This window comes from Methylohalomonas lacus (assembly GCF_024808875.1).
Classification (GTDB): domain Bacteria; phylum Pseudomonadota; class Gammaproteobacteria; order Methylohalomonadales; family Methylohalomonadaceae; genus Methylohalomonas; species Methylohalomonas lacus.
The window spans coordinates 1-25,754 of sequence record NZ_JANUCT010000002.1 but is presented as its reverse complement, the minus strand read 5'-3'; the positions used below and the strand labels follow the sequence as shown (position 1 = coordinate 25,754).

The 25,754-nt window shown below is 61.7% G+C and carries 23 protein-coding genes; 9 read left to right on the top strand and 14 right to left on the bottom strand.

Annotation, left to right across the window (positions count from 1 at the left end; translation table 11 throughout):
* Positions 1-88 precede the first annotated feature (88 nt).
* The 10 genes from J2T55_RS01400 to mtnA all read right to left on the bottom strand — a co-directional run bounded on the left by J2T55_RS01400 (position 89) and on the right by mtnA (position 12,927).
* Positions 89-415 (bottom strand): integration host factor subunit beta, encoded by a 327-nt coding sequence (locus tag J2T55_RS01400; RefSeq protein ID WP_259053793.1) that lies wholly within the window; start codon positions 413-415, stop codon positions 89-91.
* Positions 416-566: 151 nt separating this feature from the next.
* Entirely contained in the window at positions 567-2,237 is a 1,671-nt protein-coding gene (rpsA, locus tag J2T55_RS01395) for a 30S ribosomal protein S1 (RefSeq protein WP_259053792.1), read from the bottom strand.
* A gap of 111 nt (positions 2,238-2,348) precedes the next feature.
* The gene (gene cmk, locus J2T55_RS01390) at positions 2,349-3,068 is read right to left on the bottom strand and encodes a (d)CMP kinase (RefSeq protein ID WP_259053791.1); all 720 of its coding nucleotides are present in this window, start codon (positions 3,066-3,068) and stop codon (positions 2,349-2,351) included.
* Positions 3,068-4,387: a 3-phosphoshikimate 1-carboxyvinyltransferase gene (gene aroA, locus J2T55_RS01385; protein WP_259053790.1), complete on the bottom strand. Its 1,320-nt coding sequence runs from the start codon at positions 4,385-4,387 to the stop codon at positions 3,068-3,070. Before aroA ends, cmk begins: the two co-directional genes overlap by 1 nt.
* Entirely contained in the window at positions 4,384-5,307 is a 924-nt protein-coding gene (locus J2T55_RS01380; RefSeq protein ID WP_259053788.1) for a prephenate dehydrogenase, read from the bottom strand. Before J2T55_RS01380 ends, aroA begins: the two co-directional genes overlap by 4 nt.
* 162 nt (positions 5,308-5,469) lie before the next feature.
* Complete coding sequence (hisC, locus tag J2T55_RS01375; protein ID WP_259053787.1) at positions 5,470-6,627, bottom strand: histidinol-phosphate transaminase; 1,158 nt, start codon at positions 6,625-6,627, stop codon at positions 5,470-5,472.
* Between the two features lie 93 nt (positions 6,628-6,720).
* Positions 6,721-7,818: a prephenate dehydratase gene (gene pheA / locus J2T55_RS01370; RefSeq protein WP_259053786.1), complete on the bottom strand. Its 1,098-nt coding sequence runs from the start codon at positions 7,816-7,818 to the stop codon at positions 6,721-6,723.
* A gap of 90 nt (positions 7,819-7,908) precedes the next feature.
* A complete protein-coding gene (gene serC / locus J2T55_RS01365) occupies positions 7,909-9,039 on the bottom strand; it encodes a 3-phosphoserine/phosphohydroxythreonine transaminase (RefSeq protein ID WP_259053981.1) in 1,131 nt (376 codons plus the stop codon).
* Between the two features lies 1 nt (position 9,040).
* Positions 9,041-11,653 carry a DNA gyrase subunit A gene (gene gyrA / locus J2T55_RS01360; RefSeq protein WP_259053784.1) on the bottom strand — a complete coding sequence of 871 codons (2,613 nt, stop codon included), beginning with the start codon at positions 11,651-11,653 and terminating at the stop codon, positions 9,041-9,043.
* Between the two features lie 200 nt (positions 11,654-11,853).
* A complete protein-coding gene (mtnA, locus tag J2T55_RS01355) occupies positions 11,854-12,927 on the bottom strand; it encodes an S-methyl-5-thioribose-1-phosphate isomerase (RefSeq protein ID WP_259053783.1) in 1,074 nt (357 codons plus the stop codon).
* Positions 12,928-13,040: 113 nt separating this feature from the next.
* On the opposite strand from mtnA, the gene J2T55_RS01350 reads away from it, so the two are divergent.
* Together J2T55_RS01350 and J2T55_RS01345 are read left to right on the top strand one after the other, a co-directional pair.
* A complete protein-coding gene (locus tag J2T55_RS01350) occupies positions 13,041-14,360 on the top strand; it encodes a TRZ/ATZ family hydrolase (protein ID WP_259053778.1) in 1,320 nt (439 codons plus the stop codon).
* A 622-nt stretch (positions 14,361-14,982) separates the two neighbouring features.
* Entirely contained in the window at positions 14,983-15,975 is a 993-nt protein-coding gene (locus J2T55_RS01345) for an IS110 family RNA-guided transposase (protein WP_259053775.1), read from the top strand.
* A gap of 15 nt (positions 15,976-15,990) precedes the next feature.
* Here the strand turns inward: J2T55_RS01345 and rnt are convergent, their stop codons facing one another.
* On the bottom strand, positions 15,991-16,626 hold the full coding sequence (rnt, locus tag J2T55_RS01340; protein WP_259053772.1) for a ribonuclease T: 636 nt from the start codon (positions 16,624-16,626) through the stop codon (positions 15,991-15,993).
* Complete coding sequence (gene pyrC / locus J2T55_RS01335) at positions 16,605-17,657, bottom strand: dihydroorotase (protein WP_259053980.1); 1,053 nt, start codon at positions 17,655-17,657, stop codon at positions 16,605-16,607. Before pyrC ends, rnt begins: the two co-directional genes overlap by 22 nt.
* 239 nt (positions 17,658-17,896) lie before the next feature.
* Here pyrC and J2T55_RS01330 point away from each other — a divergent pair, with 239 nt between their 5' ends.
* The 4 genes from J2T55_RS01330 (at position 17,897) to msrB (ending at position 20,071) form a co-directional block, all read left to right on the top strand.
* On the top strand, positions 17,897-18,556 hold the full coding sequence (locus J2T55_RS01330; RefSeq protein ID WP_259053771.1) for a peroxiredoxin: 660 nt from the start codon (positions 17,897-17,899) through the stop codon (positions 18,554-18,556).
* Positions 18,557-18,696: 140 nt separating this feature from the next.
* Positions 18,697-18,909, top strand: a complete 213-nt coding sequence (locus J2T55_RS01325; protein ID WP_259053769.1) for a DUF2905 domain-containing protein — start codon at positions 18,697-18,699, stop codon at positions 18,907-18,909.
* A complete protein-coding gene (locus J2T55_RS01320) occupies positions 18,909-19,337 on the top strand; it encodes a DUF4174 domain-containing protein (protein ID WP_259053767.1) in 429 nt (142 codons plus the stop codon). The genes J2T55_RS01325 and J2T55_RS01320 overlap by 1 nt, the downstream gene beginning before the upstream one ends.
* 227 nt (positions 19,338-19,564) lie before the next feature.
* Entirely contained in the window at positions 19,565-20,071 is a 507-nt protein-coding gene (gene msrB / locus J2T55_RS01315) for a peptide-methionine (R)-S-oxide reductase MsrB (protein WP_259053766.1), read from the top strand.
* A 162-nt stretch (positions 20,072-20,233) separates the two neighbouring features.
* Here msrB and J2T55_RS01310 read toward each other — a convergent pair whose 3' ends face one another.
* Positions 20,234-20,638 (bottom strand): hypothetical protein, encoded by a 405-nt coding sequence (locus tag J2T55_RS01310; RefSeq protein ID WP_259053764.1) that lies wholly within the window; start codon positions 20,636-20,638, stop codon positions 20,234-20,236.
* A 50-nt stretch (positions 20,639-20,688) separates the two neighbouring features.
* A complete protein-coding gene (locus J2T55_RS01305; RefSeq protein WP_259053762.1) occupies positions 20,689-21,318 on the bottom strand; it encodes a MarC family protein in 630 nt (209 codons plus the stop codon).
* 205 nt (positions 21,319-21,523) lie between these two features.
* Between J2T55_RS01305 and J2T55_RS01300 the strand changes: the two genes are divergently transcribed.
* The 3 genes from J2T55_RS01300 (at position 21,524) to J2T55_RS01290 (ending at position 25,536) form a co-directional block, all read left to right on the top strand.
* Positions 21,524-22,564 (top strand): NADP(H)-dependent aldo-keto reductase, encoded by a 1,041-nt coding sequence (locus J2T55_RS01300; protein ID WP_259053760.1) that lies wholly within the window; start codon positions 21,524-21,526, stop codon positions 22,562-22,564.
* 118 nt (positions 22,565-22,682) lie between these two features.
* Positions 22,683-24,059 (top strand): adenylosuccinate lyase, encoded by a 1,377-nt coding sequence (gene purB / locus J2T55_RS01295; protein WP_259053758.1) that lies wholly within the window; start codon positions 22,683-22,685, stop codon positions 24,057-24,059.
* 295 nt (positions 24,060-24,354) lie between these two features.
* The gene (locus tag J2T55_RS01290) at positions 24,355-25,536 is read left to right on the top strand and encodes a cupin domain-containing protein (protein WP_259053756.1); all 1,182 of its coding nucleotides are present in this window, start codon (positions 24,355-24,357) and stop codon (positions 25,534-25,536) included.
* Positions 25,537-25,754: the final 218 nt, after the last annotated feature.

The following is a 25,754-nucleotide window of genomic DNA, read 5'->3' as shown; positions in this document are numbered from 1 at the left end:
TCAAGACAAGAGACGGGACCCCGTCGAGCACCATTATTCCGGAATAGGCGACTGCCGACGGGCAACAGGCGGTTACGGACAGCTGCTACTAGCTGGCCTGGGATTCGCTTTGCCGGGCATCATCCTGTTCCTGGCGGAACTGATCCACGCGTTCGCGCAGCTGCTTGCCGGGCTTGAAGTGTGGTACGTACTTGGCAGGCAGAGACACCGGATCGCCGGACTTCGGATTGCGACCGACACGTGGCGGCCGGTAGTGCAATGAAAAGCTGCCAAAACCGCGGATCTCGATACGCTCACCCGCCGACAGGGTATTGGCCATGTGCTCGAGAATCGTCTTCACGGCCAGTTCCACATCCTTATAGGCCAGTTGGGCCTGACGCCGCGATAATGATTCAATCAGCTCTGACTTGGTCATCGTTGTTCCCCTCGGCTTTGCATCCCGCCAGTTACAGATGAAGTGCGAGTGACTGCATTATTCTGCCTCCCCGGCCGGGCTTCACAACACACCCGCCGGCCCCGTACTCGTGACGGCACCCGTTCGGGTGCCGCCCTGATAATGCACTGTCTTACTTGTTTTCGAGGTGCTCTTTAAGAATATCACCCAGTTTGGCACCACCGCCCTCGCTCGGCGCATAGTCCTGCACCGCGGCACGCTCGTCGTCGCTGTCCTTGGCCTTGATCGACAGGCTGATGGAACGCTTCTTGCGATCAACGTTGGTGATCTTGACCTCGATGTCATCACCCTCGTTGAGTTCGTGACGGGCATCGTCGATGCGCTTGTCCAGGGAAATTTCGCTGGCCTTGAGATAGCCCTCGACACCGTCCTCCAGATGAATCACAGCGCCCTTCGGGTCAACTTCGCCGACCTTGCCCTTGACGATTTCACCCTTGCCGTGTTCGGCGGTGTAGCTGGTAAACGGATCGCGCTCCAGCTGCTTGATACCCAGCGAAATGCGTTCGCGTTCGGCATCCACCGACAGAACCACGGTTTCGATCTCGTCACCCTTGGAATACTTGCGAATGGCTTCTTCGCCGGTCTCGTTCCAGGAAATGTCGGACAGGTGCACCAGGCCGTCGATACCGCCGTCCAGGCCGATGAATATGCCGAAGTCGGTGATCGACTTGATCGTACCGGTGACGTGCTCGCCCTTGTTGTGGGTGGCAGCGAAGTTTTCCCACGGATTCGGCTGGCACTGCTTCATGCCCAGCGAAATGCGGCGGCGCTCCTCGTCCATGTCCAGCACCATGACCTCGACTTCCTGGCCGACATGGACCAGCTTGGACGGGTGCACATTCTTGTTGGTCCAGTCCATCTCGGAGACATGCACCAGACCCTCGACACCTTCTTCCAGTTCGACGAAACAGCCGTAGTCGGCCAGGTTGGTGACCTTGCCCAGCAGCCGCGCACCTTCCGGATAACGATGGGTAATGCTTTCCCACGGATCCTCGCCCATCTGCTTCAGGCCCAGCGACACGCGGTTGCGCTCGCGGTCAAACTTCAGCACCTTGACGTCGATCTCGTCGCCGATGTTGACGACTTCCGACGGATTCTTGACCCGCTTCCAGGCCATGTCGGTAATGTGCAGCAGGCCGTCGATGCCGCCCAGATCCAGGAACGCACCATAATCGGTGAGGTTCTTGACGATACCCTTGACGATCTCGCCCTCGGTCAGGCGATCCAGCAGGGCTTCGCGCTCGGCGCTGTTTTCGTTTTCCACCACGGCGCGGCGCGACACGACGACGTTGTTACGCCGGCGGTCGATCTTGATGACCTTGAATTCCAGCGGTTTGCCTTCCAGGTAGGAGGTATCGCGGACCGGACGCACGTCGACCAGTGAGCCCGGCAGGAACGCGCGCACGCGTTCGATATCGACGGTGAAACCGCCCTTGACCTTCTCGGTAATCGTACCGGTGACCGTTTCGCCGTTTTCGTGTGCTTCCTCGAGCCGCTGCCAGGCCTTCAGGCGCTTGGCTTTTTCACGCGACAGTCGGGTTTCGCCCCAGCCGTCCTCGACGGCATCCAGCGCCACATCAACCTGGTCGCCAACGGCGACTTCCAGCTCGCCCTGCTCATCGTAAAACTGGTCGATCGGGATCAGACCTTCGGATTTCAGACCTGCATTAACGACGACCATATCACCGTCGACTTCAACGATGGTGGCACTGATAATCGTGCCAGGGCGCATCTTGGTTTCGATCTGGCTCTGTTCAAATAATTCGGCGAAACTCTCACTCATGTAAAATTCATTCCCAGTTCACAACCGTAACTACACGGCCAACTCCCGGTGTGAACGCTCAATTGATGTTGGTTGGTGGATTAAAGGATCGGACCTTTGCCCGAACCCGGTTCAATGAGACTTTACAGTGGCAGGCAAGTCGGAAATATTCTCGGTAACCTGCGCCAGCACACGTTGCATCACGGTTTCGATGTCGATACCCGTAGTATCGACCACAACGGCATCTGTCGCAGGCTTCAACGGGGATATTGCGCGCTCGCTGTCCCTGGCGTCCCGCTCGGCCAATTCAGCCGAAAGCTGGCGGAGATTAACACCAATTCCTTTGTCCTTCAACTGTTTATAACGCCTGCGGGCGCGCTCCTCGGGGCCCGCGGTAAGGAACAGCTTGACCGGTGCATCGGGGAAAACCACCGTGCCCATGTCGCGGCCGTCGGCAATCAGCCCCGGCGGCCGGCGCGCGGCGCGCTGGCGTATCAGCAGCGCCTGGCGCACGCCCGGGTGGGCCGCTACCTCCGAGGCCAGCCGGCTGATGGATTCGGCGCGGATGGCGGCGGTCACGTCCTCGCCGTCCAGCAGCGCCCGGATCGGCGTTTCGCCCTCGCCCTTGACGAATTCCAGCGGCATCTCGCGCGCCAGGCGACTGAGGCCCGCCTCGTCGCTACCGGCGGTACCGCTGCGTTCGGCGACCAGCGCCACCAGGCGATACAGCGCGCCGCTGTCGAGCAGGTGCCAGCCGAGCAGCGCCGCCAGGCGGCCGCAGACCGTCCCCTTGCCGGTGCCACTGGGCCCGTCGATGGCAATGACCGGGGCGTTGCTGGACTCATCGGCCATCAATGCACCTCGCGGATATCCAGGCCCAGGCCGCGGGCGGCGTCGACGAAGCCCGGGAACGACGTCGCGACGTTGGCGCAGTCGTCGATCTCGACCGGTCCGGCGGCCACCAGTGCTGCCATGGCGAAGGCCATGGCGATGCGGTGGTCACCATGACTGTTGATATGGCCGCCGTTCAGGCGGCCGCCATGGACGATCAGGCCGTCTTCGAGCACCTGCGTGTCGATACCCAGCGTGGCCAGGCCGTCGGCCACCGTCTGGATGCGGTCGCTTTCCTTGACCCGCAACTCGGCGGCACCGCGCAGCTCAGTGGTGCCCTCGGCGATTGCGGCAGCGACCAGGATGGCGGGAAACTCGTCGATGGCGATCGGCACCAGCGCCTCGGGGATACTGACGCCCTGCAGCGGCGCGTAACGCACGTGCAGATCGGCGACCGGTTCGCCGGCCAGCTCACGCCGGTTATCCACCACGATATCGGCCCCCATCATTTTGAGGATGTCGATCACCGCGGCACGGGTCGGGTTGATACCGACCGACTCCAGCAGCACGTCCGAGCCCGGCGCCAGGCTGGCACCGACCAGGTAGAACGCCGCCGAGGAGATATCCGCCGGCACTTCCAGATCGAACGGCTGCAGCTCGCCGCCGGCACGGATATGCAGGCTGCCGCTGTCGTTGCGCCGCAGCGGCCAGCCGCAGGCAGCCAGCATGCGCTCGGTGTGGTCGCGCGTCGTGGTGTGCTCGTGAATGACGGTTTCGCCGTCGGCATAAAGGCCGGCCAGCAACAGACAGGATTTCAGCTGGGCGCTGGCCACCGGTAGCCTGTAGTCGATGCCGTGCAGCGGGCTGCCGTCGATGTGCAGCGGCAGCGTGCCGGCGTCGCTGGTGTCAATACGCGCGCCCATAGTGCGCAGCGGCTCGACCACGCGCAGCATCGGCCGCCGGGTCAGCGAGCGATCGCCGGTCAGATCACTGGCGAAATCCTGGCCGGCCAGCAGACCGCAAAGCAGGCGTGCCGAAGTGCCGGAGTTACCCAGATCCAGCGGCCGGGTCGCAGCGCGCAGGCCGTGCATGCCGACCCCCTGGATACGCACCTCGCCGGGCCCGTCCGCGTCGATGACGACGCCCATGGCGCGAAACGCGGCGATGGTGGCACGGGTGTCCTCACTCTGCAGGAAGCCAGTGGCGTGGCTGTCACCGCTGGCCAGCGCACCGAGCATGACCACGCGATGCGAGATCGACTTGTCTCCCGGCACGCGCAGACGACCGACCAGCGCGCCGCCCGGGCCCACGTGGTAGCGCAGCGATTTTGGCGCGCTCATTCGCTGCTGTCCCCGCTACCCACCACCGTGCCGCCGGCGGCACGCAGGTCGCTGAAGCGATCGCGGGCCGCTTTGGCGCGCTCGAACATATTCACCACCGTCTGACGGTCGTCATTCTCGATCGCCGCGGTCAGGGTGGTCAGCTGCTCCTGGAAACGCGCCATCACGTCGAGCAGTTCGTCGCGGTTGGCAAAACAGATGTCGTGCCACATCTGCGGACTGCTGCTGGCTATGCGGGTAAAATCGGCAAAACCGCCGGCGGCGTAACGGAAGATGTCGCGGTGCTCGCCCATCCCGGCAAGGCAATCGACCAGGGCGTAGGCCAGCATGTGCGGCAAGTGGCTGGTCGCGGCCAGCGTGGCATCGTGCTGGCGCGCCGGCATCCGGATCACTTCGGCGCCGGCGTGCTGCCATAGGGTTTCCACCATCGCCAGCGCCGCCGGGTCGGTTTCGTTGACCGGCGTCAGGATCACGCGATGGGCGTCGAACAGGTCGGCGAATGACGCCTCGACACCGCTTTTTTCGGTGCCGGCCACCGGGTGGCCGGGCACGAAACGGCTGAACTGTTCGGCCGTGAGGTGATCACGCGCCGCCTGGATGACGCTGCCCTTGGCGCTGCCGACGTCGGTGATAACTGTATGCTCCGGTAATGCTTCGCGCATGGCGGCGAACAATTCGCCGCTGGTCGACGGCGGTGTAGCCAGCACCACCAAGTCGGCATCGGCCACTGCCGCGGCGACGCTGTCGCCGGCCCGGTCGATCACGCCCAGTTCCAGCGCCGGTTCGAGCGCTTCGCGCGTGCGGCCGCAACCGGTCACCTGACCGACGCAGTCGGCGCGCTTCAACGCCCGGATCAACGAGCCGCCGATAAGCCCCACGCCGATGACGGTCAGGCGTTCAATGTAAAACTTCTCTGTCAACGTTGTTCCTTGTTTAAATATCTAATGAGGTCCGCAAATGAACGCCAATGCACGCGAATTATGTTGAACCATACCACCCCGCAACATCATCTTTTCCTCTCTAATTTGCGTTCATTCGCGTTGATTTGCGGATTCTTTATCACCTGCGACGATCACCGATGGTCAATTACCCAGCACTTCGGCAAGCGTTTTCAGGAAACGCGTGTTCTCTTCCTCCAGGCCGATGGACACGCGCAGGTGGTTCGGCATGCCGTAGTTGTCGATCGGCCGGACGATCACGCCGCGCCTGAGCAGTTGGTCATAGATTGAATGCGCCGGCTGTTCCATGTCGATGCAGATGAAATTGCCCAGCGACGGCAGATAATGAATACCGAGGCTGTCGAAACCGGTAGTCAACTGCTGCATGCCGCTGTTGTTCAGCGCCACGCTGCGCGCCATATGTTCGCTGTCATTCAGTGCTTCTTCCGCGGCCAGTTGCGCCAGTGTGTTCACGTTGAATGGCTGGCGAATCCGGTTCAGCAATTCAGCCAGCTGCGGATGCGACAGGCCGTAACCGATGCGCAGGCCGGCCAGGCCATGTGCCTTGGAAAACGTCCGCGTAACCACCAGGTTCGCGATCTCGCTGACCCAGATCGCGGCATTCGGATAATCGGCGACGTTCTCGGCATACTCGAAGTAGGCCTCGTCGATCACCACGATCACGTGGTCCGGCACGCTTTCCAGTAGATCCCGCAGCTCGGCCGCGGTACTCCAGCTGCCGGTCGGATTGTTCGGGTTGGCGACAAACATCACCTTGGTACGCTCGGTCACCGCGCGCGCCATGGCGCGCAGATAATGACCGTAATCCTCGGTCGCCGGTATGACCACCGACTTTGCCCCCACCGCCTGTGAAGCAAGCGCATAAACGGCGAAGGCGTGATCCGAATAGATCACTTCATCGCCGGGCGCGACAAAGGTCCGGGTGATCAGTTCGAGAATGTCGTTGGAGCCGTTGCCGAGCGTGACCATATCCGGCCGCATGCCGTGATGATGGGCCAGTTTCGCACGCAGACTGAAACCGCCACCGTCCGGGTAACGCCCCAGGTCCGGCAACTGCTTCAATGCCTCGAGCGCCTTCGCGCCCGGGCCCAGCGGATTCTCGTTCGATGCCAGCTTGATGATGTCGTCGAGGCCGAGTTCGCGCTTCAGCTCGCCGATCGGTTTACCCGGATGATACGGCGTCAATCCGACGACCCCGGGCGTCGCCAGGTGCGTGAAATCGCAGTCGACCCAGTCGACCCGGTCACCGGTTTCCTCATTAACAATCCAGTCTTTACTCACAACAACCTCGAAAGTCTGTTCCCCGGATCAGGCTTCGCTGAACCGGGCTGCTGAGTTTATGCCGAAATACGAGATACGGACGACGAGATACGCTTACAGCACGGCGCGCGGGTATGAACCCAGCAGTTTCAGCACGCCGGCCTTTTCGCCAAGATCCCGCATGGCACTGGCAACCGCCGGATCCTCGGCATGGCCGAGAATGTCGATAAAGAACACGTAATCCCACAGTCCCTGGCGCGATGGCCGTGACTCCAGCCGCGTCATGTTGATGCCGTTGCCGGCCAGCGGCTTGATCAGATCGAACAGCAGACCGGAACGGTTCGGCCCGGAGACCAGCAGCGAAGTCTTGTCGTCACCGGACGGCGGTGTACTGTGACGGCCGATGACGAGAAAACGCGTCGTGTTGTCCGGATGATCCTCGATATTGCGCGCCAGGTAACCGAGTTCATAGATCTCGGCCGCAGCCTCGCCGGCAATGGCAGCGCTGTCCGGCTCCGCGGCGACACGACGGGCCGCCTCGGCATTGCTGCTGACGGCCACACGTTCGGCATCCAACAGATTCTCGTCCAGCCAGCGGCGGCACTGCGCCAGCGACTGCTGATGCGAGTAGACGCGCTTTACCTGCGCGCGATCCGCCGCATTGCCAAGCAGGTGATGATGAATGCGCAGCTCCACTTCACCACTGATCTTCAGCGGTGAATCGATCAACATATCCAGCGTGTGATTGACCACGCCCTCGATCGAGTTCTCGATCGGTACCACGCCGTAATGGCAGGCACCGGCCTCGACCTCACGGAACACCTGGTCGATACTGCCGAGCGTCTCGGTATGTACCGAGTGACCGAAGTGCTTGAGCGCGGCCAGCTGCGTGAACGTGCCTTCCGGACCGAGGTAGGCGATCTTCAGTGGCTGTTCGAGTGCCAGGCAGGCCGACATGATCTCGCGGAACAGCCGCGCCATTTCCTCCTGCGGCAAAGGACCACCATTGTCCGCCATGACCCGGCGCAGGATCTGTGCCTCGCGCTCCGGTCGGTAGAAACCGTTGCCGGAACCATCACTGTTCTTGACGTGCGCGACCGCCTGCGCCAGGCGCGCACGCTCGCTGATCAACTCCAGCAGCTGGGTATCGACAGCGTCGATGTCGGCGCGCAGCTCGGTCAGTTTGTTATTCGTGGACGTTTTTTTCGACATGACGGCCCGCGGCCCCCAGGCATTAAATCAATGAACCCGCAAACGATGCCAGGCCAGCCGGCCGGAGCCGGCTGGCAGCGTTCGTCCAGCCTAGCCGTGACGACGCTCGAATTCACCCAGAAAATCGATCAATGCATCGACACCGGCTTCCGGCATGGCGTTGTACAGGCTGGCGCGCAGACCGCCGGTGACGCGATGACCGGCCAGCGCCTTGAGGCCCGCAGCACCGGCCGCTTCCAGCACCCCCTGCTGCAGCGATTCGTCGCGCAGGCGGAAATGAACGTTCATGTCGGAACGGCAGGCCGGGTCGATCTCGTTGTAGTAGAGGCTACTGGCATCGATGAAACGGTACAGCTTGTCCGCCTTGCGGCGGTTGGCCGCGGCCATCGCTTCCAGGCCGCCGTTGTCGAGCAGCCAGCGGAAATTCAGCCCCGCCATGTACCAGGTGAACGTCGGCGGCGTGTTCAGCATCGAGCCGGCCTTGGCCTGCAGGGCATAGTCTTCGAGGCTCGGCATGTTGCTGCGGGCGTTACCGGCCAAGTCCTTGCGGACGATGACCACGGCCATGCCGGTCGGGCCGATGTTCTTCTGCATGCCGGCGAACACCACGCCGAAACGCGACACGTCCAGCGGCCGCGCCAGCAGGTTCGAGGTCATGTCGGCCACCAGCGGCACATCGCCGGTATCCGGCGTGTCGTGGAATTCGACCCCGAGCAGGGTCTCATTGGCACAGTAGTAAACGTACGCGGCGTCCGGGTCCAGCTGCCAGTCGGCGCGATCCGGAATTTTGCAGTAGTTCGTCGTCGCGCCGTCGGCGGCCACGCGCGCCCGGGCAATACGCACCGCTTCCTTGTGCGCCAGCTGCGACCAGTGGCCGGTGATCAGGTAGTCGGCGCTTTTGCCGCTGTCACCCAGCAGGTTGAGCGGCACCATGCCGAACTGACCGGTGCCGCCGCCCTGCAGGAACAGGACGTGGTAATCGTCGGAGATGTCGAGCAGATGGCGCAGATCGGCCTCGGCCTGCTGCGCGATCTGCAGGAATTCGGGCGTGCGGTGGCCCATTTCCAGTACCGAGATGCCGGTGCCCTGCCAGTCCAGCAGTTCCGCCTGCGCCTGCTCCATGACCGCCTGCGGCAGCATCGCCGGCCCTGCGCTGAAATTCCAGGCACGGCCCGGTCCCGGGCCGTTCGTTCTTGCTTCGTTCGTCACTTCCTTCAGCACACTATTCACGCTCACTATCCTCGTCGCTTTCTGCTTGTTCCGTGGTATTGTCCGCCGCCGGCACGGCCTCGATCGCTTCCTCTTCCGGCGTAATGCGCTGCAGGCCGGCGAGGCGTTCACCCTCGCTCAGGCTGACCAGGCGCACGCCCTGGGTATTGCGGCTCAGCACCGACACGTCGCGCACCGGCGTGCGGATCAGGGTACCGCGATCGCTGATCAGCATGACCTCGTCATCTTCGGCGACACAGATGGCACCGACGACCTCGCCGTTGCGCTCGCTGGTCTTGATCGAGATCACGCCCTGGGTGCCGCGGCCCTTGGCCGGGTAGTCGTCGGTATCGGTGCGCTTGCCGTAGCCGTGCATGGTCGCCGTCAGTACCGAGCAGCCCGGTGACGGTACCAGCAGCGAGATGACGCGCTGGTCGGCGGCCAGGCCGATGCCGCGCACGCCGCGCGCGGTACGCCCCATGGCGCGCACGGTCTGCTCGTTGAAGCGCACCGCCTTGCCGGCATTGCTGAACAGCATGACGTCCTGCTTGCCGTCGGTCAGCTCGACACCGATGAGCCAGTTGTCCTCGGCCAGGTCGATGGCGATGATGCCGGACGGCCGCGGCCGCGAGAACGCCGTCAGCGGCGTCTTCTTGACCGTACCGTCGGCGGTAGCCATGAACACGAACTTGTCGTCGCTGTACTCACGCACCGGCAACAGCGTGTTGATGCGTTCACCCTCGTCCAGCGGCAACAGGTTGACGATCGGTTTGCCGCGCGCCGTGCGCGTCGCCTGCGGCAGTTCGTATACCTTGAGCCAGTACAGTTTGCCGCGACTGGAGAAGCACAGCACCGTGTCATGGGTGCTGGCGATGAACACCTTGTCGATGAAATCCTCGTCCTTCATCGTCGTTGCCGACTTGCCGCGGCCGCCACGCCGCTGCGAGCGGTAGTCCGAGATCGGCTGGCGCTTGGCGTAGCCGGCATGCGACAGGGTGACGACGACATCCTCGTCGGTGATCAGGTCCTCGATACTGAGATCCGAGGCGTCTTCCTGGATCTCAGTACGGCGCGCGTCGCCGAAGCGTTCGCTGAGTTCGCTGAGTTCATTGCGGATGACTTCCATCAGCCGCGCCGGGCGCGCGAGGATGTCGAGCAGCTCGGCAATGGTATCGAGCAGCTCGCCGTACTCCTTCAGAATCTTGTCCTGTTCCAGGCCGGTCAACCGCTGCAGCTTGAGATCCAGGATCGCCTGCGCCTGCGCGTCGGACAGCTGGTAGCCGTTGTCCTGCAGGCCGATCTCCGGCGGCAGGTCGTCCGGCTTCGACGCCGCGGCGCCGGCGCGGCCGAGCATCTCGCTGACCATGCCGGAATTCCAGATCGGCTCCAGCAGCGCGGTCTTGGCCTCCGCCGGGGTCGGCGAGTTCTTGATGCGCTCGATGACCTCGTCGATGTTGGCCAGCGCCACCGCCAGGCCTTCCAGCACGTGGGCGCGCTGGCGCGCCTTGCGCAGCTCGTAGACGGTGCGCCGGGTCACCACCTCGCGGCGATGACGGATGAACGCCTCGAGCAGCTGCTTGAGGTTCAGCAGCCGCGGCTGGCCATCTTCCAGCGCCACCATGTTCATGCCGAATACGCTCTGCATGGCGGTGTGCTTGTACAGATTGTTCAGGATGACATCCGCGTTCTCGCCGCGCTTGAGCTCGACGACCATGCGCATGCCTTCCTTGTCGGACTCGTCGCGCAGCTCGCGGATACCGCTGAGCTTCTTGTCCTTGACCAGTTCGGCGATCTTTTCCAGCAGCCGCGCCTTGTTGACCTGGTACGGCAGCTCACTGACGACAATACGCGCGGCGCCGCTGTCGGCATCCTCCTCGATGGTCGTGCGTGCGCGCATGACCACGCGGCCGCGACCGGTCAGGTAGGCCTCGTGGATGCCGCTGGTGCCGTTGATGATTCCGGCAGTCGGGAAATCCGGGCCCGGCACCAGTTTCATCAGCATCTCGATCGGCGTCGCCGGATCGTCAATCAGCTGGATGCAGGCGCGCAGCACCTCGTTGAGGTTGTGCGGCGGAATGTTGGTCGCCATGCCGACGGCAATGCCGGAACTGCCGTTGACCAGCAGATTGGGAATCCGCGCGGGCAGAACGGACGGCTCGCTTTCGCTGCCGTCGTAGTTGGGCACGAAATCGACGGTTTCCTTATCGATGTCGGCGAGCATCTCATGGGCAATCCGCGCCATGCGCACCTCGGTGTAACGCATGGCTGCCGGCGCGTCGCCGTCGACCGAACCGAAGTTGCCCTGGCCATCGACCAGCACGTAACGCAGCGAAAATGGCTGCGCCATGCGCACGATGGTGTCGTAGACGGCCGAGTCGCCGTGCGGGTGGTATTTACCGATGACGTCACCGACGACGCGCGCCGACTTGCGGTACGGTTTGTTCCAGTCGTTGCCGGCCTCGTGCATGGCGTAGAGCACGCGCCGGTGCACCGGCTTGAGGCCGTCGCGTACGTCCGGCAAGGCCCGGCCAACGATCACGCTCATGGCGTAGTCCATGTAGGACTGCCGCATTTCGTCTTCGATATTGACGGGGGAAACGCTACGCGCGATATCGGATTCGGCCATGTTCAGTTATCAGTCAAAGTACCAGGAAGCTTGGATCGATAACGGTCCTTTGCAGGCCGTTATTTTCGGCTCGGCAAGGATGGTTGGGGACCGTCATAAAAGTTCGCAATTCTACCACAATTGCACCGCTGAAGTGCCTATTTAAGGCAATCATTCCAGGCCGTGGCGACGGCCCGGCGGCAGACCTCCGGCGGCACCGTTCAGGCGCGCATGAGACCGTCGATGGCGGCGCTGTCCGGAGCGGTCAGCACGCCCTTCTCGGTCACCAGCGCGTCGACCAGTTCGGCCGGGGTAACGTCGAATACCGGGTTCCAGGCCGGCATGTCGGCAACGCCCGGGGTATGGCCGCCATAGCTGAGCAGTTCGGCGGCGCCGCGATCCTCGATCGGGATGTCGGCGCCGCTGGCCGTCGCCGTATCGATGGTGCTGGTCGGCGCCACCACCATGAAGCCGACGTCATGCCGGCGTGCCGCCAGCGCCAGCGCGTAGGTGCCGATCTTGTTGGCAACGTCGCCGTTGGCGGCCACCCGGTCGGCACCGACGATGACCCAGTGCACGCCGCCCTGCGCCAGCAGCGCAGCGGCGGCGCTGTCGGCGATCAGAGTTGCCGGGATGCGGTCCTGCTGCAGTTCCCAGGCGGTCAGGCGGGCGCCCTGCAGCCACGGCCGGGTTTCGGTGGCGTAGACCCGCTCGATGCTGTTGCGGCCGTAAAGGGTACGTACCACGCCCAGCGCGGTGCCGAAGCCGCCGGTCGCCAGCGAACCGGTATTACAGTGGGTCAGCACGGCACCGCCATTACGCCTATCATGGTCGATCAGGTCGGCGCCCAGCGCCCCCATATGGCGGTTGGCGGCAATATCCTCGTGCTGGATGGCGGCGGCCAACTGCAGCAGCTGCGGTTCCGGATCGCCGTCACTGGCGGTGAAAGCCGCGCGCATGCGTGCCAGCGCCCAGTTGAGATTGATCGCCGTCGGCCGCGCCGCCGCCAGCGTGGTGAGATCCGGCTCGATCGCGGCGCGCCAGTCGGGCCCGGCGTCGCGATACGCCGCGCGCGCTGCCAGTACCACACCGTAGGCGGCCGCAATGCCGATCGCCGGGGCGCCGCGCACGACCATGTCGTGTATGGCCCGGGCCACGGCCGGCGCGTCGTCGAGCGTCAACCAGACGCTTTGTCCGGGCAGCTGGCGCTGATCGAGCAGCTGCAGCCGATCATCGTCCCAGACGATGGCGCGGATGGTGTCGGGTAACCCGTCAGTCTGCGGCAGTGAACTCATGACATCCTCGATAAAAAACCGGCGCAACCGGTGTGGCGCGGGCCTGTTGGCCTGCTGTTACAATGCCGGGCAAGAACAACAACCCATTTGCACGCCGGTATTTTACCAAAACTATGGCCACCCAGATTGACACCCTCGTGACCGCGCGCTGGATTGTGCCGGTCGAGCCCGAAAATACGGTGCTGGAAAAGTCCGCCATCGCCATCAACGCCGGCCGCATCGTCGACATCCTGCCGACCGACGCGGCGCTGGAACGCTACAGTGCCGGCGAAACGCACGAACTCGGCGATCATGTCCTCATCCCGGGCCTGGTCAACACCCATACCCACGCCGCCATGACCCTGTTCCGCGGCATGGCCGATGATCTGCCGCTGATGACCTGGCTGCAGGATCACATCTGGCCGGCGGAACAGCAGTGGGTGGCACCGGGCTTCGTCGAGGACGGTACGCGCCTGGCAATCGCGGAAATGCTGCGTGGCGGCACCACCTGCTTCAATGACATGTACTTTTTTCCCGACCATGCCGCCGAAGTCGCCAGCGCCATCGGCATGCGCGCCAACGTCGGTCTGATCGTCATCGACTTCCCGACACCGTGGGCGCAGAACGCGGGCGAATATATCCATAAGGGTCTGGAGGTGAACGATCGCTTCCGCAACGACCCGCTGATCAGCTGCTCGTTCGCGCCACATGCACCGTACACGGTGTCGGACCAACCGATGCGCCAGCTTGCCACGTACGCCGAGGAACTGAACCTGCAGATCCACATGCACGTGCACGAAACCGCGTTCGAGGTCGACCAGGCGATGGAACAGCACGGTCAGCGGCCGCTGGGCAAGCTGTCGGCCATGAACCTGCTCAACGAGCGCCTGCTGGCCGTACACATGACCCAGCTGGACGAGGCCGAGATGGATCTCGTCGCCGGCTACGGTGTGCATGTCGTCCACTGCCCGGAATCCAATCTCAAACTGGCCAGCGGCTTCTGCCCGGTAGATACGTTACTGGCACGCGGCGTCAACGTCGCCCTGGGTACCGACGGCGCCGCCAGCAACAACGACCTCGACATGCTCGGTGAAGCGCGCACCGCTGCCCAGATCGGCAAGGCGATAGCCAATGATCCCAGCGCCGTGCCCGCCTGGCAGACACTGCGCATGGCAACGATTAACGGCGCCAAGGCATTAGGGCTTGATGCTGACATCGGCTCGCTGGAAATCGGCAAGGCCGCCGACATCGTCGCAGTCGATCTCATGCAACCGGCAACACAGCCGGTCTACGATCCGGTCTCGCAGCTGATCTATGCCGCCAGCCGCCAGCAGGTCAGCGACGTCTGGATCGCGGGCAAACAGTTGCTGCGTGATTCGGAGCTGACAACGATCGACCAGGAGCAACTGATCACGCTGGCGGAGGACTGGCGGCTGAAGATCAACCAGTCGTAGGAGGTCCGACCCCGGGCCGTATCTTGACTGGTGATGGGTGATTGAAAATAGCGTGACCGGCGTTGTTTCAGTATCAAGGATAAATTCGATACCAATAACCAGTTAACCACATCCGTAGGACCCGAATTTATTCGGCGAAACATGCACTGATGGTTCGCGGATTATAATCCGCTCCACAGGTGTTAGGCCTTGCCAACCACTAATTACGAATCACCAGTCGCCAACCACACCCCATCCGTACCTTCCCCCGTCAAGGGGGAAGGAAGAAGGTGGCGCTACGCGCTGTTAGTTGATTCGCGCCCGCAGGAGCCGGCCTTGCCAATCACCAGTTACCAATTAACCAGTTAACCAGAAATCTTCGCGGCGGGGTCGTCGCTCCTTGTATGTTACCGGCCATGCTGCTGCTAGAGTTTTATCAGTTATCGGGGAAGCCGTTCGCTCCTGGAGACAGGCTTGGCCTGATCTCGTTCCGTAGAGTGGCTCCCCGCCTCATTGCCAACCTCGAAGAGTATCCGGAAGCCCGTTGGACGGGACTTCGCATGGCAAGGTCGAGGCCGCATCAAGTACGAGGTCGGGGAACCGGTAGCTATTGTTACGCAATCTTTCACCGGAGATAAAGCCCATGACCGTTTCTGTCGGTATCGATATCGCGGCCCGTTCCTTTGACCTCGTCTGCCGCGACAACGGCCGTAACCAGCCGGCGCAGACGTTCGCCCAAACGCCCGCCGACCAGGCCCAAGTGGTTCAGCAACTGCAGGCGCTCAGGCCGACCCATATCGTTGTCGAAGCCACCGGCATCTATTATCTCGACCTCGCCGTGGCTCTGGCCGAGGCGGGTTTGCCGGTGTCGGTCATCAATCCGAAGAGCTTCCGCCACTTCGCCCAGCTCAAGCTCACCGGCAGCAAGACCGACCCGGTCGATGCCGCGCTGCTGGCCGAGTACGGCGCGCGCATGACGCCGCCGCTTTGGACGCCGCCCGAGGCTACCCACCTGGCGCTGCGCGATATCGGTCGCCAAATCAACCGCCTGACCGGCGCCCGCACCCAGGCCAAAAACCGCCTGCATGCGCTGACCGCCAAACAGATGACCCCGCAACTGCTCATCGACGACGAACAGCAGGCCATCGACGCACTCGACCAGCGCATCGACCGGCTGCAACAGGCCGCACGCGAGCTTATCAATGAATGCCCCGTGCTGGCGCAGCAGTTCCAGGTCATGACCACCGCCAAAGGCATCGGCCAGGCCAGTGCCGTTGCCCTGCTGGCTGAACTGGCAGTGTTGCCGGACCACCTCAAGGCGGCCCAGGTCAGCCGTCATGCCGGTCTTGATGTCCGCCTGAACCAGTCCGGCAGCAGCGTCCATAAGCCCGGCCGCCTGGCCAAAACCGGCAATGCCTATCTGCGCGCCGCACTGTTCATGCCGGCACTGAGCGCCGTCCGCCATGACCCGCGCGCCAAAGCCTTTTATGAATCGCTCATCCAGCGCGGCAAAAAGAAAATACAGGCCCTGTGTGCCGTCATGCGCAAATACCTGACCGGACTCTGGGCCTGCCTGCGGGACAATACGCCGTTCGATAGCGCCAAACTCTTCAGTGAGTGCCACCTGAAAACTTGACGCGCAACAGAGTATCTACGCTTTATGATCCCACTGATTGACGATGGCGCAGAACAGTTCGGCGGTCTTTTCGGCGTCGTAGGCGGCCGAGTGCGCGCGATCGCTTTCCCATTCGATGCCGGCAGCCTCGATCGCGCGTGCCAGTACTGTCTGGCCGTAAACGAGCCCCGCCAGTGACACGGTGTCGAAGGTGCTGAACGGGTGAAACGGACTGCGCTTGATGCCGCAGCGCTCGACCGCCGCGTTAAGGAAGTTGAGATCGAAGGCGGCGTTGTGGCCGACAAGGATGGCGCGCTTGCAGTTGTTTTCCTTCATCGCCGTACGCACCGCCGTGAAGATGCGGCCGAGGGCGTCCTTTTCCGGGATCGCCGGGCGCAGCGGATGATACGGGTCGATACCGTTGAAATCGATCGCCGCCTGTTCGATGTTGGCGCCGGTGAACGGCTTGACGTGATAGGCGATCGTACGCGTTGGCCGCCACTGCCTGTCGCCGTTCATGGACACCACCACCGCGGCGATTTCCAGCAGCGCATCCGTGTTCGAGTTGAAACCGCCGGTTTCAACATCGACCACGACCGGCAGGTAGCCGCGAAAGCGGTTGTCGGCGGGCGTCAGGTTGTTCTCTTGCGTCAGGCTGTCTTCAGTTTCCATTGCAACTCGCTTGCCGCCCGTAATGGCACCAGGGTGTCGTCACCGAACGGCAGGGTTTCCGGCAATTGCCAAGGTTCGCGCACCAGGGTGACGGTGTCACAATTACGCGGCAAACCATAAAAGTCGGCGCCGCGTTCGCTGGCAAATGCCTGCAGCCGGTCCAGGGCACCGGCCGCTTCAAAAACTTCCGCATACAGCTCCAGGGCCGTATGCGCTGAATAAATACCGGCACAACCGCAGGCATTTTCCTTCGTATGACGACCATGCGGTGCGCTGTCCGTGCCGAGGAAAACGCGCTCGCAGTCGCCGGTCGCCAGCGCCACCAACGCCTCACGATTTTCCTCGCGCTTGAGCACCGGCAGACAATAATGATGCGGCTGGATACCGCCGACCAGCAACGCATTGCGATTCAGCAGCAGGTGCTGCGGCGTGATCGTCGCCGCCAGCCGCGCCGGCCCGCCGGCCACGAAGTCGGCCGCCCCGGCGGTGGTGATATGTTCCAGCACCACGCGCAGGCCGGCGAATTCATCCATTAATGGACTGAGTACCTGTTCGATGAAGACCGTCTCGCGGTCGAAGATGTCGACATGGGCATCGGTGACCTCGCCGTGCATCAGCAACGGCAATCCGGCTTCCTGCATCGCTTCAAGAACCGGGTAGACCCTGGCGATGGAACGTACGCCGCTGTCGGCATTGGTTGTTGCCCCGGCCGGGTAGTACTTGACCGCGTGGATGAAATCGCAGGCCGCTGCTTCACGAATATCGGCGACTGTCGTTTTCTCGGTCAGGTACAGCGTCATCAGCGGCTCGAAGTCGCTGCCGGCCGGCAACGCCGCCAGGATGCGCTCGCGGTAGGCGCGGGCGTCGGCCACCGTCACAACCGGCGGCTTCAGGTTGGGCATGATGATCGCGCGGGCGAACTGGCGCACCGAGTCGGGCAGCACGGATGCCAGCGCCGTCCCGTCACGCAGGTGCAGGTGCATGTCGTCGGGACGCGCCAAAGTCAGCGTTTGGCCGGTCTGGGTCTGCATGGGTAACGGCTCGGTGGAACTCATCTCGATCAGGCCGGGCCAAGGTATCACAAGCCCGCGCTGCAGGGTACCGACGGAACCCGGCACGCCATGGAAACACCAAGAAATCAGTCACTCGCGCGATATGGGCCAGGCGAATAACCCATAGCCCGATCGAATTAAGGCTGCCGCGACAGAGAATGTATAATTAAGGTCAATAATTCACGCAATACAATGAAAATCGACACAGGAGAACGACCATGGCTTTGCAGATAGGCGACACCGCCCCCGATTTCGAGGCCGAAACCACTGAAGGCACGATCCGCTTCCACGACTGGATCGGCGACAGCTGGTGCATCATCTTCTCGCACCCGAAGGACTTCACGCCGGTATGCACCACCGAGCTGGGCTACATGGCGAAACTCAAACCCGAGTTCGACAAGCGCAACTGCAAGATCATCGGCCTGTCGGTGGACCCGGTCGACAACCATGCCGAGTGGTCGAAGGACATCGAGGAAACCCAGGGCACGGCACCGAATTACCCGATGATCGGCGACAAGGATCTGCAGGTGGCCAAGCTCTACGGCATGCTGCCGGCTGGCGCCGGCGATTCCGCCGAGGGCCGCACGCCGGCGGACAATGCCACGGTACGCACCGTGTTTGTCATCGGTCCGGACAAGAAAGTGAAGGCCATGATCATCTACCCGATGAGCACCGGCCGCAACTTCGATGAGGTCCTGCGGCTGCTCGACTCCTGCCAGCTCACCGCCGAGCACACCGTGGCGACGCCGGTGAACTGGCAACCGGGTGACGACGTGATCATTCCGCCGACGGTCAGCGACGACGATGCGAAAAAGAAATTCCCCGAGGGCTGGACCACGCTCAAGCCCTACCTGCGCGTCGTCAAGCAGCCGAAATAATCAGGACCGCCAATGCACGCGAAAAACGTGACTCCTGCAGCGGCACCGAACGGCTGGCAGAACGCCAGTGACAGTGCCGCATTCAGGATGCTGCAAACCTGTTTGCGTTATTTGCGTTCATTGGCGGTTTCGGTTCCTGAATGATCGGCAAGCTGCTTGTCTTCATCGGTCTCGTCCTGGTCATCGCCGGCCTGGCGGTGACCTACGCGCCATGGCTCATCAACTGGTTCGGCAAGCTGCCGGGCGACATCCACATCAAGGGTGAGAACGGCACGGTATTCATTCCCATCACATCGACGATCATCGTCAGCGTGGTCCTGTCGGTCATCATCAACTTCTTCTTCCGCCGCTAATGAAAAAACTGATTGCCTCACTGCTGCTCCTGTTCATCGCCCTGCCGGCCGCGGCCGAATTCGGCCTGGAACAATTCAAGGACCAGCAACGGCCGTTGCTGGTCTTCAGCCCGGACAACAAGCACGCCGCGTATCAGGAAACGACCCGGGCGGTCGCTGCAAGACAGGAAGGCTTCGACCGTCGCGACATGGTATTGCTCAGCGTCTTCCGCAACACCGGCAGCGCCGACGACTATTACCTGTCCAGCGCCGATGCCAATCAGCTGCGCGATCGCTACGACATAGCCGACGAAGAATTCCGCCTGCTGCTCATCGGCAAGGACGGCGGCATCAAGTTCGAATCGAACGAGGCCGCCAACCTGGACGAGCTGTTCGAACTGATCGACGCCATGCCCATGCGCCAGCGCGAAATGCGCCAGTCGCGCTGAGCGGGGGCTTGCTGTAGGAGCGCATCAACCGACAGCGCGCAGCGCCACCTTCTGCCTTCCCCCTTGATGGGGGAAGGTACGGATGGGGGTGTGGTTGGTAACTGGTAATTGGTGATCAGTAACCAGCGATATCTACCTTTGCGCAAGCGAATCAATCACCGAGGGAACCAATCCACGGCCCCGGCACTCTCACGAGATATATCCCGACCGCATAGAGCAAAGCGACAATGAATCGACGGCATTTCGTACTCGGCGCCTCGGCCGTGGCGCTGACACCACTGGTACTGCATCGACTCTCCTACGAGGCACGCGCCAACCATGACAATGGCCGCAGCAATGGCGATCTTGAAAAGATCCGGCGCAGCGAGGATGAATGGCGCGAGATACTAACCAAAGAGGAATTCCACATTCTGCGCGAGGAGGGTACCGAGCCCGCCGGCAGCAGCAAGCTGAACGACGAGGATCGCGACGGCACCTATGTCTGCGCCGGCTGCGAACTGCCCCTGTTCAAGTCGGAATGGAAATACGACAGCCGCACCGGCTGGCCGAGCTTCTGGGACGTCATACACGAACACATCGGCACCAAGGTAGATCGCAAGCTGTTCGTCACGCGCACGGAATACCACTGCGCCCGCTGCGGCGGCCACCAGGGCCATGTCTTCGACGACGGCCCGGAACCAACCGGCAAGCGGTGGTGTAATAATGGCTTGGCTTTAAAATTCGTACCCGCTTAACATCTGTTCTTTTTGTCGTATAAGATTTTTCTGCCCAAACGTATAAAATCCTGATGTTTTTTGTATAATTCGGTTGCTTTGCTGTTCAACTCATTCCTCTTGTTCCACACAGATTATTCTGCGCCGACATCATCTATATCCATAGTGCGGAAGCCACCCCTATCAGGATATGTGTTTTTTAGATAGCTCTTTCAAAAAATCATCCAAGTCTTCCCAAAGTTTCTTCTTCGCCTCCTCCAATTCATTATTCAAGAATTCGTGCTCTGCGTTATTCCACATATAGCGAAAACGCTCTAGCTCTTGAGTATGATCCCCAGGGAAAGGCGCGCCAATATCATGCTCCTTAAGAAAGAAAGCAGATTTGCCATTAGATGGAAACACATCCAGAAAATCATTAAAAAGTTCTCTGTCTTTTTCCAGTCCATCAGTCTTTTTATTTACATTAAGCTCCTGACCAATCAAGGCAATTAAAAAACCTAGAAATGCGGTAGCGGAAGGATAATTTGGATATCTAGCTATCCATATTGTTGAAATAATTAGCTCTACAAAAGTTAAAACCCTAATCATGATTTAAACTCATGTCTGTATTTAATCAACTCCGCTTATTGCTGTCACAATTAAGCAAAAAAACTCTCCTTCACACCATCCACCACAAACTGCATTGCCAGCGCGGCGAGAATAATGCCCATCAGGCGCGTGATCACATTCGTGCCGGTCTCGCCCAGCACTTTCTGGATTCGATTCGCACTGAAAAACATCAGTAACGTAATCACGAGCACGACGGCGACGACGGCTAGCACGATCCAGTGGCCGTGGTCGCCGCCCTGGCGGCTGAGCAGCATGACAGTGGCGAGCGCGCCGGGGCCGGCGATCAGCGGGATGGCGAGCGGGAATACGGAGATATCGGCGCGCTGGGCGGCCTCGCGCTGTTCGGTGACGGTGGTCATGCGCAGGCCGGAGCTGCGCACGAACAGCATATCGATGGCGATGAGAAACAGCAGAATGCCGCCGGCAATGCGAAACGCCGGCATACCGATGCCGAGCACGCTGAGCAGGCCGCTGCCGAACAGCGTGAACACGGCGAGGATACCGCCGGCGACGAGCACGCCCTTGATGGCGGTCTGGCGGCGGTGTTCGGGCGTTTCCATTACCGTCAGCGCCGAGAACAGCGGTGTGAGCGCGAACGGCTCGACGACCACCAGGATCAGGATGAAGGCATGCAGGGCGAATTCGGCTGTGGCGGCCATTCCTTTTCTCCCCCGGGCCAGGCCCTAGCATGTTGGGCCCGTCAAGGTTGTAATGTCAGACTGGCACTTTAATATGACTGGCCTGATTTGTCAGATCGACGCTGCAAGCGCCTGGCACATCGCCCCGTCATGTCATGTGCCGGCGCGCATGATTGACCCGACATCACCCGATTCATCAGCCAAACCGCAGGACCGTTAACGACTCATGCAATACCGTACCCTGGGCAATACCAATCTCAATGTCAGCCTCATCTGCCTCGGCACCATGACCTGGGGCGAACAGAACAGCGAGGCGGAGGCGCACGAACAGCTCGACCACGCCGTCGCCGCGGGCATCAATTTCATCGACGCCGCCGAGATCTACCCGGTGCCGCCGAAGGAAGAGACCCAGGGCCGTACCGAGGCATACCTGGGTTCGTGGCTGAAACAGCGCAAGGATCGCGACCAGCTGGTGCTGGCCAGCAAGGTCTGCGGGCCCGGCGAATGGGTCGGCTACATGCGCGACGGCCAGCCGCGGCTCGATCGCAAGAATATCGAGCAGGCGCTGGACGCCAGCCTCAGGCGCCTGAATACCGACTACATCGACCTTTATCAGCTGCACTGGCCGGAACGCAAAACCAACTTCTTCGGCAAGCTCGGCTACACGCCCACTGATGCCGACGACGGTGTGCCGATCGCCGAGACGCTGGGTGCGCTCGGCGAGCTGGTGCAAAAGGGCAAGATCCGCCACATCGGCGTATCCAACGAAACGCCCTGGGGCGTGATGGAATACCTGCGGCTGGCGGAGCGCGAAAACCTGCCGCGGCTGGTGTCGATCCAGAATCCCTACAACCTGCTCAACCGCACCTTCGAGGTCGGCCTGGCGGAGATCGCCCACCGCGAGCAGACCGGCCTGCTGGCCTACTCGCCGCTGGGTTTCGGTGTGCTGAGCGGCAAGTACATCAATGATCAGAAACCAGCCGGCGCGCGGCTGACGCTGTTCGAACGGTTCCAGCGCTACACCAATCCGCAGGCCATAGCCGCCACCGCCGCCTACGTGGCGCTGGCCGAGAAACACGGCCTGAGCCCGGCGCAGATGGCGCTGGCCTACGTGAATTCGCGGCCGTTTCTGACCAGCACGATAATCGGCGCGACGACTATGGACCAGTTACGGCAGAATATAGACAGCGTCAATATCACGCTGGACGCCGGGCTGCTGGAGGAAATCGAGGCGATTCATACCCGCCAGCCGAACCCGGCGCCGTAAACCGGCAAGTTGACGCGTTACCTTAAGCATCACTGCACAATAACCGGCTGCCTCGCAACATGACCCTGGCAGCATTCTCTGACTGGATTCCGGGTCCAACCCGGGACGGATAACAAGCATGGAATTATCACCACTCACCGCCCTGTCACCGGCCGACGGCCGCTACGCCGGCAAGGCTGACAGCCTGCGCCCGATTTTCAGCGAGTACGGCCTCATCCGCCATCGCGTGATCGTCGAACTGACCTGGCTGGACACGCTCACCGGCAACGCCATTCCCGATATCCCGCAGGTGGACACCGCCGCGCGCGAACGCCTCGCCGCCATTGGCGAGAACTTCGACGTGCAGGCGGCCGAACAGGTCAAGCAGATCGAGGCAACGACCAACCACGACGTCAAGGCGATCGAGTATTACCTGCGCGAGCAGATCAAGGCCGACGCCGATCTGAAAAGCCTGTCCGAGTTCATCCACTTCGCCTGCACTTCGGAAGACATCAACAACCTGTGTTACTCGCTGGCGCTGCTGCGGGCGCGCGAGGAAGTGCTGCTGCCGATGCTGGACCAACTGATCGACGGTCTGCGCGAACTGGCGCTGCGCTACGCTGACGCCGGCATGCTGGCGCGCACCCACGGCCAGCCAGCGACGCCGACGACGCTGGGCAAGGAGATGGCGATCTTCGTCAACCGGCTGCAGCAGCAACGCAATGTCTTCGCTCAGATCAGCCTGCTCGGCAAGCTGAACGGCGCGGTCGGCAACTACAATGCCCACACGGTCGCCTACCCGGAAGTCGACTGGCCCGGCGTGTGCAGGGAAGCGGTGGAAAAGCTCGGCCTGCAGTTCAATCCGCTGACCACGCAGATCGAACCGCATGACTGCATCGCCGAGTACAACCACGCGCTGATGCGCATCAACACCATCGTGATGGACGCCGCGCGCGACATCTGGGGCTACATCTCGTTGGGTTACTTCAAGCAGCGCGCCGTCGATACCGAGGTCGGTTCGTCGACCATGCCGCACAAGGTCAACCCGATCGACTTCGAGAACGCCGAGGGCAATCTCGGCATCGCCAACGCGACGCTGGATCATCTCGCGGGCAAACTGCCAATCTCGCGCTGGCAGCGCGATCTGACCGACTCGACCGCACTGCGCAATCTCGGCGTCGGCTTCGCCCATACCGTCATCGCCTGGCAGGCGTTCGAAAAGGGCTTGGGCAAGCTCGAGGCCAATCCGCAGGTCTTGGCGCGCGATCTGTCCGAGGCCTGGGAAGTGCTGGCTGAACCGGTACAGACCGTGATGCGCCGGCACGGCATCGAGGAACCCTACGAGAAGCTGAAGAAACTGACGCGCGGCAAGCCGATTACCAAGGACGTGCTGCACGATTTCATCCGTCAGCTCGAACTGCCGGAGGCGACGAAAGAAAAGCTGCTGAACCTGCGGCCGGAAGACTATCTCGGCCACGCCATCACGCTGGCGCAGTCGGTGGCGAAAGCGAGGTAGTGCCGGGAAAGATATCCGTCAAGCATAAAACGCATGCTGTTTGAACCGCAAATGAACGCGAACAACGCAAATTAATGAATTCACTCAACAGACAGATGAGCGAGTAATTTTCTACATTGACGCACACGGGCCATTACCTGCCTATTTCACTATTCGCGTTAATTTGCGTTCATTTGCGGATTCATTTTTCTTTGGAACAATCCATTATCTAACGGCAATTCCAATCCCGATCTTCTCCACCTCACGGGTAAATACGTAAGATCGCAATACCACCGCGCTGCGAGAACGAACCGACATGACCGACAGCGATAATCACGACAACTGGCCCGACCCCGAATCCCTGCTCGGCGGCATCAGCATTGAAACCTTTCTGCGCGAGTACTGGCAGAAAAAGCCGCTGCTGATCCGCGGCGCCTGGCCGGGTTTCCAGCCGCCGGTCACGGCGGACGAACTCGCCGGCCTGGCCTGTGAACGCGAGGTCGAGTCGCGGCTGATACTCGAGCGCGACGGCGAATACCCATGGCAGGTATTGAACGGCCCATTCGACGAAAGCGAGTTCGGCAACCTGCCGCAGTCGCACTGGTCGCTGCTGGTACAGCGCGTCGACCGCCATGTACCCGACGCCGCCGATCTATTGCAGCGGTTTCTGTTCATTCCCGCCTGGCGCGTCGATGATCTGATGATCAGTTTTGCCCCGGAACACGGCAGCGTCGGCGCACACATCGATCAATACGATGTATTCCTGCTACAGGGCCTCGGCCGGCGCGAGTGGCAAATCAACGATCGCGACTACAGCGAGACGGATTTCGTACCGGACATGGATCTGAAGATCCTGCCGGAATTCACGCCGACCGAGCGCTGGACGCTGGAACCCGGCGACATGCTCTACCTGCCGCCCGGCGTGGCCCATCACGGTGTCGCGCAGGAACCCTGCATGACCCTGTCGATCGGTTTTCGCGCGCCCAGCCGGCTGGACCTGCTGTCGGCCTTCGCCGACGACTGCCTGATCGACGGCCACGACCGCCGCTACCGCGATCCCGACCTGCAGACTGGCGGCTACAGCCATGAACTGAACGATACCACGCGCGCCGATCTGCGTACGTTGCTGCGCGAGGCCCTGGCCGACGACACTGCCCTCGATCAGTGGCTCGGCCGGCAACTGACCCGTGTCGACAGCGACCCGCAACCGGTCCCCTGCGACCCGCCCTGGAACCTGGAACAGTTCAAGCAGACCTGCCGCGAACAGGGTGAACTGCTGCAAAGCCTCGATGCCCGTTTCCTGTTCCAGACAAGCGCCGATGGCGCGGTACTCTATGCCAACGGCGAGGCGTATCCGTTGACGGATGTCCAGACCGCCACCTGGATCGCCGAGAACGACGATCTCGATGTCAGCGACATCGACGAGCTGCCGGAGACCACGGTCGAATTGCTATGCACGCTGTTCAACCGGGGATTGCTGGATTTCGAAGAGGAATAGGTGACTGGTGACTGAAAAAAGCGTGATCGACACTGTTTTGGTGTCAAAGAAAAATCAAAATTCAATGACCAATTAACCGGTTAACGAATTAACCAGTGAACCAGAAATCGAGCCTGTAAATAATTCTGTGTAAGTGCCCGTTCAAAGATATTGTGTCACGCGTTCACCGTATTCGATGATAAAGCGATTGAGTGCGGGCTTCCAGTTGCTGATGGGCC

Excerpts from the sequence above, each read along its gene's own strand:
- J2T55_RS01400 (WP_259053793.1), bottom strand. The coding sequence starts at position 415 with ATGACCAAGTCAGAGCTGATTGAATCATTATCGCGGCGTCAGGCCCAA.
- rpsA (WP_259053792.1), bottom strand. The coding sequence starts at position 2,237 with ATGAGTGAGAGTTTCGCCGAATTATTTGAACAGAGCCAGATCGAAACC.
- cmk (WP_259053791.1), bottom strand. The coding sequence starts at position 3,068 with ATGGCCGATGAGTCCAGCAACGCCCCGGTCATTGCCATCGACGGGCCC.
- aroA (WP_259053790.1), bottom strand. The coding sequence starts at position 4,387 with ATGAGCGCGCCAAAATCGCTGCGCTACCACGTGGGCCCGGGCGGCGCG.
- pheA (WP_259053786.1), bottom strand. The coding sequence starts at position 7,818 with ATGTCGAAAAAAACGTCCACGAATAACAAACTGACCGAGCTGCGCGCC.
- gyrA (WP_259053784.1), bottom strand. The coding sequence starts at position 11,653 with ATGGCCGAATCCGATATCGCGCGTAGCGTTTCCCCCGTCAATATCGAA.
- mtnA (WP_259053783.1), bottom strand. The coding sequence starts at position 12,927 with ATGAGTTCACTGCCGCAGACTGACGGGTTACCCGACACCATCCGCGCC.
- J2T55_RS01350 (WP_259053778.1), top strand. The coding sequence starts at position 13,041 with ATGGCCACCCAGATTGACACCCTCGTGACCGCGCGCTGGATTGTGCCG.
- J2T55_RS01345 (WP_259053775.1), top strand. The coding sequence starts at position 14,983 with ATGACCGTTTCTGTCGGTATCGATATCGCGGCCCGTTCCTTTGACCTC.
- rnt (WP_259053772.1), bottom strand. The coding sequence starts at position 16,626 with ATGGAAACTGAAGACAGCCTGACGCAAGAGAACAACCTGACGCCCGCC.
- pyrC (WP_259053980.1), bottom strand. The coding sequence starts at position 17,657 with ATGCAGACCCAGACCGGCCAAACGCTGACTTTGGCGCGTCCCGACGAC.
- J2T55_RS01330 (WP_259053771.1), top strand. The coding sequence starts at position 17,897 with ATGGCTTTGCAGATAGGCGACACCGCCCCCGATTTCGAGGCCGAAACC.
- J2T55_RS01325 (WP_259053769.1), top strand. The coding sequence starts at position 18,697 with ATGATCGGCAAGCTGCTTGTCTTCATCGGTCTCGTCCTGGTCATCGCC.
- J2T55_RS01320 (WP_259053767.1), top strand. The coding sequence starts at position 18,909 with ATGAAAAAACTGATTGCCTCACTGCTGCTCCTGTTCATCGCCCTGCCG.
- msrB (WP_259053766.1), top strand. The coding sequence starts at position 19,565 with ATGAATCGACGGCATTTCGTACTCGGCGCCTCGGCCGTGGCGCTGACA.
- J2T55_RS01310 (WP_259053764.1), bottom strand. The coding sequence starts at position 20,638 with ATGATTAGGGTTTTAACTTTTGTAGAGCTAATTATTTCAACAATATGG.
- J2T55_RS01305 (WP_259053762.1), bottom strand. The coding sequence starts at position 21,318 with ATGGCCGCCACAGCCGAATTCGCCCTGCATGCCTTCATCCTGATCCTG.
- J2T55_RS01300 (WP_259053760.1), top strand. The coding sequence starts at position 21,524 with ATGCAATACCGTACCCTGGGCAATACCAATCTCAATGTCAGCCTCATC.
- purB (WP_259053758.1), top strand. The coding sequence starts at position 22,683 with ATGGAATTATCACCACTCACCGCCCTGTCACCGGCCGACGGCCGCTAC.
- J2T55_RS01290 (WP_259053756.1), top strand. The coding sequence starts at position 24,355 with ATGACCGACAGCGATAATCACGACAACTGGCCCGACCCCGAATCCCTG.